This is a genomic window from Pseudofulvibacter geojedonensis (genome assembly GCF_042675745.1).
In the GTDB taxonomy this organism is placed as follows: domain Bacteria; phylum Bacteroidota; class Bacteroidia; order Flavobacteriales; family Flavobacteriaceae; genus Pseudofulvibacter; species Pseudofulvibacter geojedonensis.
Map to the genome: position 1 here is coordinate 192096 of NZ_JBHTJM010000005.1, position 14961 is coordinate 207056.

A 14961-nucleotide genomic window follows, 5' to 3' on the forward strand; every position below is an offset into this window, starting at 1 on the left:
CACAAATCGTTATAAAATAATTGGAAGCGGTATTATGTTTTTGTCTTTTATTCTAATTCCAAACTTTAAATTATTCTCTCACAACCTATTTGAGTACTCAGCAAATTTTCTAAAAAGTTTTGGTTTTATGGGACTAAACTACATATACTCTTCTGTAGTTTTTTGTCTGTTTATACCTTTACTTTTTAGTGTTTTCTTAATTAGAAAAGCTTATTTCAATAAAAAATAAAACATGACCACAAGAAACCGAGGTAAAGAAGGAAGTGATGATAGGCTTTTTGGTGACCCAAAAATGCAAAAAAAGCTTAAAGAAGCTACTCAAGATATGTGTTATTTACTAACACGCGGATTTGCTGAAAAATCTTCAGTTCAACTAGTAGGTAATAGATACCGGCTGAATGTTAGACAACAAAAAGCATTAATGGGTATGAGTGCAGGTAAGCAATATTTAGAGTTAAGAAAAGCTAAAGAACTCCATACAAACGAACTTAAAAACAAAACCGTTTTAATAGACGGATTTAACCTTTTAATTACCCTAGAAAGTGCTTTATCTGGAGCTTACCTTTTTAAAGGTGTGGATGGTAATTATAGGGATGTATCTAGTGTACACGGAACTTATAAAAGAGTACAAAAAACGAATGATGCTTTACAAATTATTGGTAAAATCTTAATGCAATTAGGCGTTAGTAAAGTTCATTGGTATTTCGACCAGCCGGTTTCTAATAGTGGTAAATTAAAAACCCAATTAAGAGAACTGGCAGAACAAAAAAACTATCCTTGGGAAATTAGCTTAGATCATAATCCTGATAAAGTATTAGCGGCTTCTCAAGAAATTGTTATTAGTTCTGATGCTTGGATTTTAAACGAATGCCAACAGTGGTTTAACTTATGTGGTTATATAATTGAGAATTGTATTGAGGAATCGAATATTGTTTCGGCTGTTTAACTAATGCTTTTAATCCTAATTGTTTTTCCGTTAAATACCACCTCTTCATCTACTTGTTTTCCTAATAAAAGTTTACCTATAGGAGATTGCGGGGCTATAACAAAATACGGTTGGTTATTAAGAGTAACCAAACCTTTACTAATAGCTAAAAAATAGATTCCGTTACTTGTCTCTACCAGACTTCCTAGCCTAATCTTGGTAGAAGAATTATTAATATTTGTTTTTACTAATAACTCTTGTTGCTTTTGTATGGCAGCAAATTGGTTGCCTGCTTTTTCTCGTTCTAACTGCAACATAACTCTGCCTGTTTCATGTTTATCACCAGCAGAGCTTTTAGTTTCTGATTGTAATGACTTTTGAAGTCCGTCTATTATTTCGTGCAGTGTATTAGCACGTTCATTCAAAAATGATTCGCATATATTATATAACTGTTGTTTTATATTGCTCATTAAAGTAATTCTCCTAATTCTTTACCAATCAAACTACCAATAGCTACTCCCATACCGCCCATTCTTACACCACAATATACATTATTAGACAGTTGTTTTACAATAGCTTTTTTTTGTTTCCCTACACCCATTATTCCTGTCCACCTATGATCAATTTCGAAACTTGTTTCTGGTAAAATCGTCGTACTTAGCAACTCTTCCAATTTATTCTGAATTAACACTGTAGTTTGCATTACAGTAGTTTCTTCAGCTTTAAAATCTAAGTTTCTTCCCCCACCAAAAAGAATTCTATTATTAATGTTTCTAAAATAATAATAACCTTCTTCTAAATGAAAAGTTCCTTTTATATGAAGATTTTTTATAGGCTTAGTAATTAAAACTTGAGCTCTTGCTGGTAATACTTCTTCGTTCAATAATTGAGAAGCAAAACCATTAGTGGCAATTAATAACTTATTGGTTTTAAATGAATAATCTGTCAATTCTATTTCTACAGATCTACCTAAATCAGTGAATGATCTTACCTGTGTATTATTTAAGATTTTAATATTTTTACTTTGAGCCAACTTTAATAAAGCTGCCATCATTTTACCTGTATCTATTTGTCCTTCAAACTGATTGAACACATAATACTCTTTTACATTTTTAAAATTGAATTTATTATCAGAAATACTAAAAACAGAATTTTTAAAAACAGGATTTAATAACGAATTGGTGTAATCTATTTTATCTGCACAAGTATCGAACAAGGTATCATTTTTAGAAAATAGTTCGTAGCTTCCGTTTTGTTGAAAATCAATAGCAGCATCACCTAAATTCTTCCGAAGTAATTCTAAGCCTTTCCAACGCTTTTCTACCAATTCAATTACTTCTTGCTCTGAATGTGATTCTAAATCTGATAATACTTCAGAAATACTACCAAAACAAGCAAATCCAGCATTTTTAGTACTTGCTCCTTGAGGCAACAACCCTCTCTCTAAAACTAATATTTTTGCTAAAGGGTGATTTTCTCTTAATGTTAAGGCAGTATTTAAACCTACAATTCCACTACCTATAATTGTAAAATCTACATTACTAAACCACTCATCTTGTTCCCAAAAACTTAAGTTCATACATCAAATTTAATTCTTCAAAAATAATAAAAAAGGCTCCTTAATTAGGAGCCTTAATTTATCTAAATAATAATCTCTAATTAATTATTAATTTTTTAGTTGCACTTTTTCCTCCTGTTTCCACATTTAACAAATAGATTCCAGAAGAAACATCACTAACATTTATTGCTTTTTCAAAAACATCACTAGAGTTTTTAAATGCATTAGTAAATATTTTTCTACCCCTAATATCAAATAAAGATACGTTAACATCTTCTTTAGTGCTTAAAATTAAGTTAAATGTATCATTAGCAGGATTAGGATAAATATCAAATAAATTAAAATTAAAATTATCTACACTCAATGCAGAGTCTATAGTAATATCTGTTCTTAAATTTGGTAAAGTGCCTCCATTACTATCATTTGTATCTACTCTAAAGAAATCTGTACCATTAACTCCAGAAGTATTTGTATATGTTATTCTCGAGTTGTTGATATCATCTTGTGTAAATGTATTCCCTACTATTAAAGCTGGCCCAGCATTTAAATGCAATGTTCCGTTAGTAGGTAAAACAGTTAATGTAAATACAATATCTGTTGCATTTGCTGTATTTGGACTTGTTACTTCTAGATGAGTATTAGCCACTATTTCTGTAGCAGAAGGAACTAACTCAACTACTGACTGATTAATTCTATTTGGTGAGGCTGTTGCTACAAAACCAGCTTTACAAATCCTTAAATCTATCGAGTTTAAAATAGTTGTTGTAGCTCCTGTATTTGCCCCAAATACTGTCCAATTCCCATTCATTTCTACACCATCAAAAACCGTTAACTCTTGTCCAGCTCTTGGAGTAGCACTACCTGTTGCTGGGCTACCACAAACTATTGCCGATCCAGCTTCATCATCCCAAGTTACATCCATACCAGCATTACCGGTAGGGCATGCTCCATTAAATGGATAACTAGATACTGCTGCTCCTGGATCTTGTAAAACAAAATGTAAATTACTTAAATCTGGAGCTGTAAAGTTTAGTTTAAAATTAAGATCAGTAATAGCTCCCGAATCTGGAACATTCGCTGCACTTAAAAATTCAAAAGCTGTAGCATTAGGTGTTAATGTAATATTGGTAGGGAAATTATAATCGGTACAAACATCACCAGCAACAAAATTAAACCCTATACCTATTCTTGATGTATTGATATTAAAAAATATATTTCCATTACCTTTTACCATAACCCTACAATCATCTGCAGTAACATTAGGCACAGTAATATCATGAGAACCATCGTTAGGAACTGCCGAAGCTAAAACTGTTGGGTAAGTCATTCCTCCATCAGTAGATAACAATATATCTACATTAGGAGTGTTCACAGTACCTGCATTTGTTCCTGCTACATTCCATGTAATTGTTTCTAAATTCCCTTGCGACCAAGTAGTAGCTGTATTTTGAGAAGTTACCGTAAATGGGCCAGCTGTTGTTTCAACGTCTACTGTCATATTATCTACTGCAGTTCTTCCTCCATTATTAGCATTATCCCTTACTGTTAACCTGAAATTGATATCTCTATCTACAGAAGATAATTTTTCCCATGTAGTAGAAACTCCTCCATTATTTACAATGTCTTGTATTCTTGGTACATATCTAGTTGGATTAGTGGTTCCTTCAAATGAACGAACTAATGGCCCAGTAGCAGTATTATCTGCAGGAACTCCTGATGGTCCTAAATCATATTGTTCCCAAGTATAGGTATGACTAGTAGTTCCATCTGCATCGGTTGAAGACCCTGTTAACATATAAGGAGTAGACATAGGTATAATATAATTACTTCCGGCTTCAGCGGTTGGTGCCGCATTACCTGTAGCTGTTTGTGCACCACAAGTACTATTACCTATGGTAACATTATCCCAAATCATCTGTAAACTCTTTTGATGAAAATAGGCATCACTATTAGACTGAACATTATCTGTTCCACAAATACCTGCATAAGCCATTATAGTTGTACCACTTCCTGGCTCATATGCATTAGAAGCTGTTCTATTTCCTCCAGCACAATTACCTTGATTTCCATTAAAGGTATGTGGAGCCCCAAACTGATGTCCTAATTCATGTGCTACGTAATCAATATCATAAGGATCTCCAACCGGCGCAGCACTTCCAGTAATACCTCTAGCTTTGCTCGCTGTACAAGGAGAGTTTAACTGAGCCAATCCTCCACCTCCAGTACTAAAAGTATGCCCCACATCGTAATTCGCAGAACCTATATTGGCATCAATTTCTGTTTGACTTTGGTTGATTAATGTACCTGCATTATTGTTATCAAAGTTATCTGAAGTAATAAATACTATATTATCGTTATTTCCTATTAAAGTCATCGTAATAGAAAAATCTCGTTCATATACGAAATTATTCCTAGTAATTGTAACTACTATAGCTGCCATAACTGCAGCTCTTCTTGCAGCAACTGTATCTGCACCAGTTAAACCTGCTGCCTCCCAATGAAATTGAGAATATTCAATTGTAGTTGCAACAGCTAATCTAAAATCACGCATCATACCATCTCCAGTATCACGCATTAGATAACTATTACTCAATGATTTATTACTCATAGTTACTTCATCATCTACAAAATCACATCTCCAAGATGTGTCTAATACCGGTAAATCTTTTCTTCCATAAACAATATAATTATTACCTTCTTTAGTATAAGGATCTATAAACTGCGTTCCTTTTTTAATTGAAAACATCATAAGATGTAAGCCTTGGGGAGTTACAGAAAATCTTATTGTATTTCCTGCATCAACGATACTTGTTCCTGAATAAGATTGGATGTTAGGATATTTTGATTGAAGTTCTTCATCCATAACTGAGGCTTTAAAAATCTTAAATGATTCTATTGTACCATCAGATAAAGGGAAGTCAATAATTACATCTGACTCAGAAGCAACTTTTCTGTCTGGAGCGCTTGCTAAACTTACTTTTAAAGATTCTAGATCTAATTGATAAAAATCGGCTTTCTTAGGTTCAGATTTTCTAATCATTTTTTCTAAATTAGATAATCTGTGCTTAGAAATTTTTGTCCAATTTGTTTTTTGGCTTTGTGCAAAAGCACTGGTGAAAAACAAAATAAGCAAACAAAACACATACAGTTTTGGGTAATTTTTTTTCATGACTCTTAATTTTTTGGATTTTCGAGTCACCAATTTACCACAAAAGATTCTGACTAACAACTATTTAACGTTGCAAAACAAAAAAGCCTACTTATTTAGTAGGCTTTTTAATTTATAAACTTAAAATTTATATAGTACTTTCTTTCTTTTTCATTTTGAAATCTTCCATAAATTTCGTGGTATAATTACCCGATATATAATCTGGATGATCCATTAATTGTCTATGGAAAGGAATAGTTGTTTTTATACCTTCTATCACGAATTCATCTAAAGCACGCTTCATCTTATTAATTGCCTCTTCTCTAGTTTGAGCAGTAGTAATTAACTTAGCAATCATTGAATCGTAATTAGGCGGAATCATGTATCCTGAGTACACATGAGTATCTAAACGAACACCGTGACCTCCTGGAGCATGCAATGTAGTAATCTTACCTGGAGAAGGTCTAAAGTCATTATATGGATCTTCTGCATTGATACGACACTCTATTGAATGTAATTGTGGATAGTAGTTCTTTCCAGAAATTGGCACACCAGCAGCAACTAATATTTGCTCACGAATTAAATCGTAATCTACTACTTCTTCTGTAATAGGGTGCTCTACTTGTATACGAGTATTCATCTCCATAAAGTAGAAATTTCTGTGCTTATCTACTAAAAACTCAACTGTACCAGCTCCTTCATACTTAATGTACTCTGCAGCTTTAACAGCAGCATCTCCCATACGCTCACGTAATTCGTCAGTCATAAATGGAGAAGGTGTTTCCTCTGTTAATTTTTGGTGACGACGTTGTACAGAACAATCTCTTTCAGATAAGTGACATGCCTTACCGTTAGAGTCTCCTACAACTTGTATTTCGATATGTCTTGGCTCTTCAATAAGTTTTTCCATATACATATCGTCATTACCAAAGGCAGCCTTAGATTCTTGACGAGCAGAATCCCAAGCATCTCTTAAGTCTTCTTGTTTCCAAACAGCACGCATACCTTTACCTCCACCACCGGCAGAAGCTTTAAGCATTACTGGGTAACCCGTTTCCTCAGCTATTCTTTCACACTCTTCATATGTTTCAATAACCCCTTCACTACCTGGTACACAAGGAACTCCTGCTGCAATCATAGTTGATTTTGCAGATGCCTTATTTCCCATTTTATCAATCATGTCTCCAGAAGCTCCAATGAATTTTATTCCATGTTCATCACAAATTCTAGAAAACTTAGCATTTTCAGATAAGAATCCGTACCCTGGATGTATTGCATCTGCATTGGTTATTTCTGCAGCAGCAATAATGTTAGACATTTTTAAATATGATTGATTACTTGGCGCTGGACCAATACAAACCGCTTCGTCTGCAAACTTAACGTGTAAGCTTTCTGCATCTGCTTTAGAATAAACAGCTACGGTTTTTATTCCCATCTCCTTACATGTTCTTATAACACGTAAAGCGATCTCACCTCTATTGGCGATTAATATTTTTTTAAACATAAATTTTTAAATTTTCAATATTCAAAAAAACAAATCGCAATTTCAATTGAGATTTGATTATTGAAAATTGCGATTTATACTTTATGATGGATCTACTAAGAATAATGGTTGATCAAACTCAACAGGTGAAGAATCATCAACTAAAATTTTAACGATTTTTCCTGAAACTTCAGATTCTATCTCGTTAAATAATTTCATAGCTTCGATAATACATAATACATCTCCTTCAGCTATTGTTTGTCCTACTTCTGCAAATACTGGTTTATCTGGAGAAGGCTTTCTGTAGAAAGTACCAATTATTGGTGACTTAACTGTAATATACTTAGAATCATCTGAAGCTGGTGTTTCTGCAGCAGGTGCAGCAGGTGCTTGAGCAGCTACTGGTGCTACTGGTGCAGCTTGAGGCATCATTGGCGCAGCTGCCATTGGCATTTGCTGAACAATAGTTGTTCCTTCTTCAGATCCAGTTTTAATAGTAATCTTTACATCGTCCATTTCTAACTTTACTTCGCTAGCTCCAGACTTAGCAACAAACTTGATTAAATTTTGAATTTCTTTTAAATCCATAATAATTAGAGTTGTTTATTTTAGTTGTTATTTTAAATCAAATTAAGAATTGTAAGCCCATTTTAAATAGATAGAACCCCATGTGAAACCACCTCCAAATGCTGCAAATACAATGTTATCTCCTTTTTTTAATTCCTTTTCAAAATCACTTAATAAAAGTGGCAAGGTTGCAGAAGTAGTATTACCATACTTCTGAATATTCATCAATACTTTTTCTTCGTCTAGCCCCATTCTTTCTGATGTAGCATCAATAATACGTTTATTAGCTTGATGAGCAACTAACCAATTTACATCATCATGAGTAAGACTATTACGCTCCATTATTTTGGCACTAACATCTGCCATGTTAGACACTGCATATTTAAATACAGATCTACCTTCTTGATGAACAAAGTGTTGTTTATTCTTTACTGTTTCATCAGAAGCTGGTAAAATAGAACCACCCGCATCTATCTTTAAAAACTCTCTACCTACTCCATCACTTCTCAGGTATTGATCCATGAACCCTAATCCTTCGTCATTTGGTTCGAATAAAACAGCACCACCTCCATCTCCAAAAATAATAGATGTAGCTCTATCTTCATAATCTATAATAGAAGACATTTTATCTGCACCTATTAAAAGAACTTTTTTATAGCGGCCAGACTCTACATACATCGATGCGGTTGCCATTCCGTATAAAAAACTAGAGCATGCTGCACATAAATCGTATGCAAATGCATTAATTGCCCCAATTTTAGACGCTACATATACTCCGGTAGAAGCTACAGGCATATCTGGTGTAGCTGTTGCCATTATTACGGCATCAATATCTTTTGGATCTAGATTTGCTTTTTGAATTAAGTCTTGGGCTGCTTTTATTGCAAGGTAAGAAGTACCTTCACCCTCTTCTTTTAATAATCGACGCTCTTTAATACCTGTTCTGGTAGTAATCCATTCGTCGTTAGTATCAACCATTGTTTCCAGTATCTGGTTGGTTAACACATAGTCAGGAACATAGCCTCCGACAGCTGTTATTGCAGCAGTGATTTTACTCATTTTTTCATTTTTTTGCTAAAAAAGACTGAAAATCAATGGTTTTAGTCCGTTTTTATTCAAAAATCGATGCAAAATAAACTCTTTTTAAGAGATAGAAAAATTTATCAGCAACTTTTTAAAATGCATACATAACAAAAAACTCTCACTTAGTGAGAGTTCTATTGTATACTAATAGAAAGCAGATAAAATTTATTCTACTTCTTCTTCTACTGAGTTATCAATAAGTACTTGACCTCTGTAGTATAATTTACCTTCATGCCAATGAGCTCTGTGGTATAAGTGAGCCTCACCAGTTGTAGGACAAGTTGCTATTTGAGGTACAGTAGCCTTATAGTGAGTTCTTCTCTTATCTCTTCTTGTTTTCGAGATTTTTCTCTTAGGATGTGCCATTTTCTACCTTATTTATCTGTTAATAGATTCTTTAATTTATTCCAACGAGGATCAATATCTTCTGATTCTTCTTCCTCTGATTTTTCTTTTAAACTATACTCTTCTAATTTTGACAAAATTTCTGAATCTAATGTACCGTCTTCAACACCAGGGTGTATCGATTTAGAAGGTTTAGCCAATACAATCATTTCATATATGTATTGCTGAACTTTTACTTCGTATTCGCCATGAGGCAAAATAAGTATTTCTTCATTTTCATCATTAAATTCTTCTCCAAACTTTACAATTAAATGTAATGATGTTGAAATATCTTGATTAAATGGCTCGTTAGTAAGGTCACAATTAACATTAATAATACCATTCGCTTCAAAATTTAACTCCATCATAGTGGATGTTTTGTTTAACAATAAAGATACCTTTATATCTGAACTATTAAACTCATGATAATCAAAATTCTCAAAGAACGATTGCTTTATATCAAACTCAAAACGGTGTTTTCCTTCTTTTAAACCTACAAACGGAATCGTAAACTCTTTCATCATTGAAAATCATCATTTTGAGGGCGCAAATATAAACATTTTTTATATACCGCGAACCGTTATAAACATTTTTTTGTTTATATCTTTTTATGTTTACGCAAAACATTACTTGTTAAGCCATTATACTCTTTTCTATTCTTAACTATTTGTATTGCCGTAAATAGTGCTTCTTTAAAAGAACTCGCATCTGCTTTTCCTTTTCCAGCTATATCATAAGCTGTACCATGATCTGGTGATGTTCTTACCGCTTCTAATCCAGCAGTATAATTAACTCCATTTCCAAATGTTAAGGTTTTAAAAGGTATTAAGCCTTGATCATGATAAGAAGCAATTACTGCATCAAACTTTTGATAAGTATTAGACCCAAAAAAACCATCGGCCGCATAAGGTCCAAAAACCATCATTCCTTTTTGGTATAAATCTTTAATAGTTGGCTTTAAAATATCTTCATCTTCTTTACCTATTACACCATTATCTCCTGCGTGAGGGTTTATACCTAAAACTGCGATTTTTGGTTTGTTTACTCTAAAATCTTTTTTTAAAGATTCATAAATGGTAGTTATTTTTTCTCTAATTAACTTTGGCGTAATTGTTCCTGCAACATCTTTTACTGCTACATGGTCTGTTAATAAACCTACTTTTAATTCATCGGAAACCATGAACATTAACGGATTGCCTTCAAGTTCCTTTGCTAAAAAATCTGTATGACCTGGAAAAGAAAAATCTTTAGTTTGAATATTCGATTTATTTATAGGGGCCGTTAAAAGTGCATCTATTTTCTTTTCTTTCAAAGCTTTTGTAGCTTCCTGTAATGATTCTATAGCCCTCTTCCCCGCTTCTTCTGTTTCTTGCCCGAATTCAAAATTAAACGATTCTTTCCAAATACTAAAAATGTTTAATTTTTTATCTGACAACCTTTCAAAAGAGTCAACTCTTTGGGTTGCAACTGGCATATTTAAATGCTTTTTTAAAAACTGAAAAGCTTTATTAGAGGCAAACACTACCGGAGTACAAAACTCAAACATTCTAGGGTCTTCAAAAGTTTTTAATATTAATTCTGCTCCTACACCATTTAAATCACCAACAGAAATACCGATTATTATCTTTTTGGGTTTCTTATCCATTATATACTAATTGCATTTTTTATCCTTACTATTGAAGCAATGTTCAAATTTATCTAATTTTGCAATACAAAAATAACTATTTAATGTTTACTGGAATAATTGAAAGCTTAGGAAAGCTAACACATATTGAAAAAGAAGGAACAAATGTTCATTTTACATTGACCTCTGACTTTACAGAAGAATTAAAAATTGATCAAAGCGTAGCTCACAACGGTGTCTGCCTAACTGTAGTAACAATAAAAGACAATTCATACACAGTTACAGCAATAGATGAAACCTTACAGAAAACCACTTTAAACAATTTTAAAATAGGCGATGAAATTAATTTAGAGAGAGGAATGAAGTTAGGAGATAGGCTTGACGGACATATCGTTCAAGGGCATGTAGATCAAACTGGAACTTGCACTCATATTAAACAAGAAGAAGGTAGCTGGATATTTACATTTAAATACGATGAAAGCTTAAACAATATAACTATTGAAAAAGGCTCTATAACAGTTAACGGAACCAGTTTAACTGTTGTAAATTCTAAAAACAACTCTTTTAGCGTAGCTATTATACCTTATACTTTTGAAAATACAATATTTAAAAACTTAAAAATTGGAAATGAGGTTAACCTTGAATTTGACGTTATTGGAAAATACGTTTCAAGATTACACCAAAAAAACAAGGCTTAATCTAAAGATTAAGCCTTAATGTATAATTTATTTATTTATTTGCTTTTTAATTCCGTAGATTACACCAGAGGCTAATAGCAATAAAACACCACCATCTATAGGTAATCCTGGAGGTGGTTGCTGAGGAGCTGGTGGTTCTTGTACAGAAGGCGATCCACTCATTATAAAAACCATCGCTAGTATAACTACCAATGCAACCGAGGCAAGAATTTTATAATTTTTAATCTTCATAGTTTGTAAAAGTATAAAAAAATATGAGTTGACCAAAAAAAATAGGTCAATCGCCCAAAAATTTTACATTAACGCTACAATTTGTTAATAAAGCACTTAAAACAAGCACCAAATTAAGTGGCAAATATAATTAAATATGTAGTAATACAAAGAAGTTGTTATATTTTTTTTACTTAACTATTTGTTAGTCAAATTATTGTTAATAAGTGACTTCCAAAAGTCAAAAATAACTCACATTTATCTAACTTTTATAAGTATATAGTAGCAAGTCAAAAAACAGGATTCTTAGTACTTACATCAAAGCTAGTTAACTTCTATACCATTAATTAAAGTCATTTAAATAATTGACAACTTTTACAAATTGATTAGTACTCTATCATAAAATGATGGTGTTTTTAGCCTACAGCATAATTCACACAAATTAAAAACCAAAAAAATCAGTTTTTAAAACCCACAAAATCAACTTGTTACACATTTTTTTCATTTTTTTTTGATTTCAAAAAACCATACTAACTTTTATTACGTAGGTAATAGTGAATCAAAAAATTAACAAGATGAATAAAAAAAGAAAAATTCTAATTACATCCGTAATCGGATTAATTGCAGGCCTAACTTTAATTTCTGCAGATCACATAGATGCACCAGAAGTTGCTGGAGGAGCATCTGACATTACAGACTTTTATGCCTTTCAGGGACAAGACACCAATAATTTAGTATTTGTTGCCAACGTTCAAGGTTTAATTAGCCCTGGCTCAACCGCAAATGCTTCATTTAGCGAAAACACTTTAATTGAATTTAATATTGATAATGATGGTGACAATGCTGAAGATTTAGTTATTCAAGCTATTCCTAGAGGAAACAAAATGTATTTCTTTGGTCCATCATCACCTACAACAACTGGTTTAAACAGCACCATTTTACAATCTAGTGCTTATACTAATAATGTTGCTATTACAAATTATGGACAAAATGCTGTAATAGAAAATAATGATGGTATGATGTTTTTTGCTGGACCTAGAGACGATCCTTTTTTCATGGATTTTGCTCAGTATTCAGAAATTATTGCTGGTAACGCAACATCATTTAACGACCCAGGTACAGATACATTTGCCGGTACTAATGTTTTATCTGTGGTAGTTGAAGTTCCTAAATCTTTATTAGGTTCTAGTGCTACATTAAACACATGGGTAGAAGTAAAAAACAAATAATAACTACTAAACTTAAAATTATGACAATTAAAAATATAAAATATTTAATTTTAGCAAGTGGGCTATCTCTTTTAACAATTCAATGTTCTAATGATGATTCTCCTTCTAACAACAATACATTGGACTTTTCAGGAACTTACATGCAAGTTGACCAAATGGGTAGACCTGCAGTGAATACTGTATTTGTGTCTTCAGGAAGTAAAGATGCTTTTAACAAAACAATCCCATCAAATCAAAATGGGCAATTTCAAAATATGTTTCAAACCAATTTACAAGCCTTAAGTCCTGCATTTGCCAATCCTGGAGATATGAACGCATTAGGACAAGATGCTGCTGCATTTACTGGTTTATTGGCAACAGACGTATTAAATGTTTCAACAGGAGGAACCACTACTTTTTATGACGGAACTAATGTATTAACAGGAAGAAATTTAACCGATGATGTTATTACAGTTGAACTATTACTAATTTTTGGTGGAGAAGATTTTACAGAAAACCCTAATTTATCTGATGATCATGTAGATGCTAACGACAAACAGTTTTTAACTTCGTTTCCGTACTTAGCCTCTCCTTGGTAATTTACTCTAGTAACTGGGGTAGTTTTATGAAGTAAAAAACATAGAATATAGAAAAACTATCCCTTTTACTTCTTTAGTTGAAAAAGCAAATTATTTAATACTTGACAATATGAAAACATCTTATATAACAATATTTTCAATCATTAGTTTGTTTACTATAACTAGTTGTGTTAAAGAAACCAATAGTTTAAGCAATAAAAATGATTATTTAGCATATTTAACTCCATCAAACTCTAACAATTCATATAACGAAGAATTACTGTTTTGGAATAAAAAGCTAGACAAACATCCTGATCAATTTCCTTATTTATTAAAAATAGCTCATGCAGAAAATGCCTTATTTGAATCCACAGGAAAAATAGAACATCTTATAAACGCTGAAAGCAAACTAACCGATATTAATAAAAAAACCAACTACAATAATGCCAATTATTTAAGAGCATTGGCTAAAAACTACATTTCTCAGCATAAATTTAAAAAAGCTTTAAAAATTCTTAAAAAAGCAGAACTTAATGGCGAGAAACTTACCGCTACACACAAAATGCTATTTGATGTGTATTTAGAATTAGGTCATAAAACAGAAGCCGAAGAATACTTATCGAAATTTAAAAACTTTGAAGACTTTGACTATTTAATTCGTTTAGCTAAATGGAGTGATCATGAGGGTGATTTAGATAATGCCATTCAAAAATTAGAAATGGCTCTAGTTAAAGCTAAAAAATCAAATAATAATCATTTACAACAATGGAGCTACACAAATCTTGCAGATTTTTATGGACACGCTAATGATATTGAAAAATCATATCAATATTACCTAAAGGCCTTAAAATTGAACCCTAATAATGCTTATGCTAAAAAAGGAATTGCATGGATATTATACTCTCATGAAAACAACCCAAAAGAAGCTCTAAATATTTTAAATAGCATCACTAAAAATTATACATCTCCAGATTATTTTTTGCTAAAAGCAGAAATTTATGAGTTTTTAAATAATTCTGAATTAAAAAAAGAAAATATAGACACTTATTTAGAGTTAAGCAAAAATCCTAAATACGGAAACATGTATAATAAATACAATGCTTTATTAAACATTGAAGAGTTCAATAACTTTAATGATGCTTTAGAAACTGTTAAAGCAGAAATAAACTTAAGACCTACGCCTCAATCTTACGGATTACTAGCTTGGTTACATTACCACAAAGGAAACCATAAAGAAGCTTTAAATATTGCCAATGAGCATGTAATAGGAAAAACATTTGAACCTGAAACCCTATATCAGGTAGCAGTAATTTTAAAAGCTAACGATTTTACCGATAAAACTTTTAAAATTAAAAAAGATTTAATGGAAAGTAAATATGAATTAGGGCCACTAATGGCAAAAAAAGTAGAACGCTTATAACAAAAGCTTTAAATAAATTATTGATTATGCCATGTTATACTTTTTAACAAACTATTCATAAAATGAATTTTACAA

General features: G+C 32.0%; 15 protein-coding genes. 5 read left to right on the forward strand and 10 right to left on the reverse strand.

Annotated features, from left to right (window positions below):
• Positions 1-232 precede the first annotated feature (232 nt).
• A complete protein-coding gene (locus ACFQ1O_RS04660; RefSeq protein WP_377713839.1) occupies positions 233-946 on the forward strand; it encodes a DUF434 domain-containing protein in 714 nt (237 codons plus the stop codon).
• Here the strand turns inward: ACFQ1O_RS04660 and ACFQ1O_RS04665 are convergent.
• The 9 genes from ACFQ1O_RS04665 to pdxA form a co-directional block, all read right to left on the reverse strand.
• Positions 943-1395, reverse strand: a complete 453-nt coding sequence (locus ACFQ1O_RS04665) for a 3-oxoacyl-ACP synthase (protein WP_377713841.1) — start codon at positions 1393-1395, stop codon at positions 943-945. The genes ACFQ1O_RS04660 and ACFQ1O_RS04665 overlap by 4 nt on opposite strands.
• Positions 1395-2504, reverse strand: a complete 1110-nt coding sequence (locus tag ACFQ1O_RS04670; protein ID WP_377713843.1) for an NAD(P)/FAD-dependent oxidoreductase — start codon at positions 2502-2504, stop codon at positions 1395-1397. The genes ACFQ1O_RS04665 and ACFQ1O_RS04670 overlap by 1 nt, the downstream gene beginning before the upstream one ends.
• A gap of 76 nt (positions 2505-2580) precedes the next feature.
• Positions 2581-5652, reverse strand: a complete 3072-nt coding sequence (locus tag ACFQ1O_RS04675) for a reprolysin-like metallopeptidase (RefSeq protein WP_377713845.1) — start codon at positions 5650-5652, stop codon at positions 2581-2583.
• Positions 5653-5779: 127 nt separating this feature from the next.
• Positions 5780-7135, reverse strand: coding sequence for an acetyl-CoA carboxylase biotin carboxylase subunit (accC, locus tag ACFQ1O_RS04680; RefSeq protein WP_377713847.1), 1356 nt, complete (start codon positions 7133-7135; stop codon positions 5780-5782).
• An 81-nt stretch (positions 7136-7216) separates the two neighbouring features.
• Positions 7217-7702 carry an acetyl-CoA carboxylase biotin carboxyl carrier protein gene (accB, locus tag ACFQ1O_RS04685; RefSeq protein ID WP_377713849.1) on the reverse strand — a complete coding sequence of 162 codons (486 nt, stop codon included), beginning with the start codon at positions 7700-7702 and terminating at the stop codon, positions 7217-7219.
• A gap of 42 nt (positions 7703-7744) precedes the next feature.
• On the reverse strand, positions 7745-8740 hold the full coding sequence (locus tag ACFQ1O_RS04690; RefSeq protein ID WP_377713851.1) for a beta-ketoacyl-ACP synthase III: 996 nt from the start codon (positions 8738-8740) through the stop codon (positions 7745-7747).
• A 189-nt stretch (positions 8741-8929) separates the two neighbouring features.
• The gene (rpmF, locus tag ACFQ1O_RS04695) at positions 8930-9130 is read right to left on the reverse strand and encodes a 50S ribosomal protein L32 (protein WP_377713853.1); all 201 of its coding nucleotides are present in this window, start codon (positions 9128-9130) and stop codon (positions 8930-8932) included.
• An 8-nt stretch (positions 9131-9138) separates the two neighbouring features.
• A complete protein-coding gene (locus tag ACFQ1O_RS04700; RefSeq protein ID WP_377713857.1) occupies positions 9139-9672 on the reverse strand; it encodes a YceD family protein in 534 nt (177 codons plus the stop codon).
• A 74-nt stretch (positions 9673-9746) separates the two neighbouring features.
• Positions 9747-10793 carry a 4-hydroxythreonine-4-phosphate dehydrogenase PdxA gene (pdxA, locus tag ACFQ1O_RS04705; protein ID WP_377713858.1) on the reverse strand — a complete coding sequence of 349 codons (1047 nt, stop codon included), beginning with the start codon at positions 10791-10793 and terminating at the stop codon, positions 9747-9749.
• A gap of 83 nt (positions 10794-10876) precedes the next feature.
• On the opposite strand from pdxA, the gene ACFQ1O_RS04710 reads away from it, so the two are divergent.
• Positions 10877-11470 (forward strand): riboflavin synthase, encoded by a 594-nt coding sequence (locus ACFQ1O_RS04710; protein WP_377713860.1) that lies wholly within the window; start codon positions 10877-10879, stop codon positions 11468-11470.
• Between the two features lie 27 nt (positions 11471-11497).
• On the opposite strand, the gene ACFQ1O_RS04715 is transcribed toward ACFQ1O_RS04710, so the two are convergent.
• Positions 11498-11701: a PID-CTERM protein-sorting domain-containing protein gene (locus ACFQ1O_RS04715; RefSeq protein WP_377713862.1), complete on the reverse strand. Its 204-nt coding sequence runs from the start codon at positions 11699-11701 to the stop codon at positions 11498-11500.
• A gap of 554 nt (positions 11702-12255) precedes the next feature.
• Here ACFQ1O_RS04715 and ACFQ1O_RS04720 point away from each other — a divergent pair.
• The 3 genes from ACFQ1O_RS04720 to ACFQ1O_RS04730 all read left to right on the forward strand — a co-directional run bounded on the left by ACFQ1O_RS04720 (position 12256) and on the right by ACFQ1O_RS04730 (position 14886).
• On the forward strand, positions 12256-12909 hold the full coding sequence (locus tag ACFQ1O_RS04720; RefSeq protein ID WP_377713864.1) for a DUF4331 family protein: 654 nt from the start codon (positions 12256-12258) through the stop codon (positions 12907-12909).
• 20 nt (positions 12910-12929) lie between these two features.
• Positions 12930-13487, forward strand: coding sequence for a DUF4331 family protein (locus ACFQ1O_RS04725; protein ID WP_377713866.1), 558 nt, complete (start codon positions 12930-12932; stop codon positions 13485-13487).
• A gap of 109 nt (positions 13488-13596) precedes the next feature.
• A complete protein-coding gene (locus tag ACFQ1O_RS04730; RefSeq protein WP_377713868.1) occupies positions 13597-14886 on the forward strand; it encodes a tetratricopeptide repeat protein in 1290 nt (429 codons plus the stop codon).
• Positions 14887-14961 lie beyond the last annotated feature (75 nt).

Excerpts from the sequence above, each read along its gene's own strand:
- ACFQ1O_RS04660 (WP_377713839.1), top strand. The coding sequence starts at position 233 with ATGACCACAAGAAACCGAGGTAAAGAAGGAAGTGATGATAGGCTTTTT.
- ACFQ1O_RS04665 (WP_377713841.1), bottom strand. The coding sequence starts at position 1,395 with ATGAGCAATATAAAACAACAGTTATATAATATATGCGAATCATTTTTG.
- ACFQ1O_RS04670 (WP_377713843.1), bottom strand. The coding sequence starts at position 2,504 with ATGAACTTAAGTTTTTGGGAACAAGATGAGTGGTTTAGTAATGTAGAT.
- ACFQ1O_RS04675 (WP_377713845.1), bottom strand. The coding sequence starts at position 5,652 with ATGAAAAAAAATTACCCAAAACTGTATGTGTTTTGTTTGCTTATTTTG.
- accC (WP_377713847.1), bottom strand. The coding sequence starts at position 7,135 with ATGTTTAAAAAAATATTAATCGCCAATAGAGGTGAGATCGCTTTACGT.
- accB (WP_377713849.1), bottom strand. The coding sequence starts at position 7,702 with ATGGATTTAAAAGAAATTCAAAATTTAATCAAGTTTGTTGCTAAGTCT.
- ACFQ1O_RS04690 (WP_377713851.1), bottom strand. The coding sequence starts at position 8,740 with ATGAGTAAAATCACTGCTGCAATAACAGCTGTCGGAGGCTATGTTCCT.
- rpmF (WP_377713853.1), bottom strand. The coding sequence starts at position 9,130 with ATGGCACATCCTAAGAGAAAAATCTCGAAAACAAGAAGAGATAAGAGA.
- ACFQ1O_RS04700 (WP_377713857.1), bottom strand. The coding sequence starts at position 9,672 with ATGATGAAAGAGTTTACGATTCCGTTTGTAGGTTTAAAAGAAGGAAAA.
- pdxA (WP_377713858.1), bottom strand. The coding sequence starts at position 10,793 with ATGGATAAGAAACCCAAAAAGATAATAATCGGTATTTCTGTTGGTGAT.
- ACFQ1O_RS04710 (WP_377713860.1), top strand. The coding sequence starts at position 10,877 with ATGTTTACTGGAATAATTGAAAGCTTAGGAAAGCTAACACATATTGAA.
- ACFQ1O_RS04715 (WP_377713862.1), bottom strand. The coding sequence starts at position 11,701 with ATGAAGATTAAAAATTATAAAATTCTTGCCTCGGTTGCATTGGTAGTT.
- ACFQ1O_RS04720 (WP_377713864.1), top strand. The coding sequence starts at position 12,256 with ATGAATAAAAAAAGAAAAATTCTAATTACATCCGTAATCGGATTAATT.
- ACFQ1O_RS04725 (WP_377713866.1), top strand. The coding sequence starts at position 12,930 with ATGACAATTAAAAATATAAAATATTTAATTTTAGCAAGTGGGCTATCT.
- ACFQ1O_RS04730 (WP_377713868.1), top strand. The coding sequence starts at position 13,597 with ATGAAAACATCTTATATAACAATATTTTCAATCATTAGTTTGTTTACT.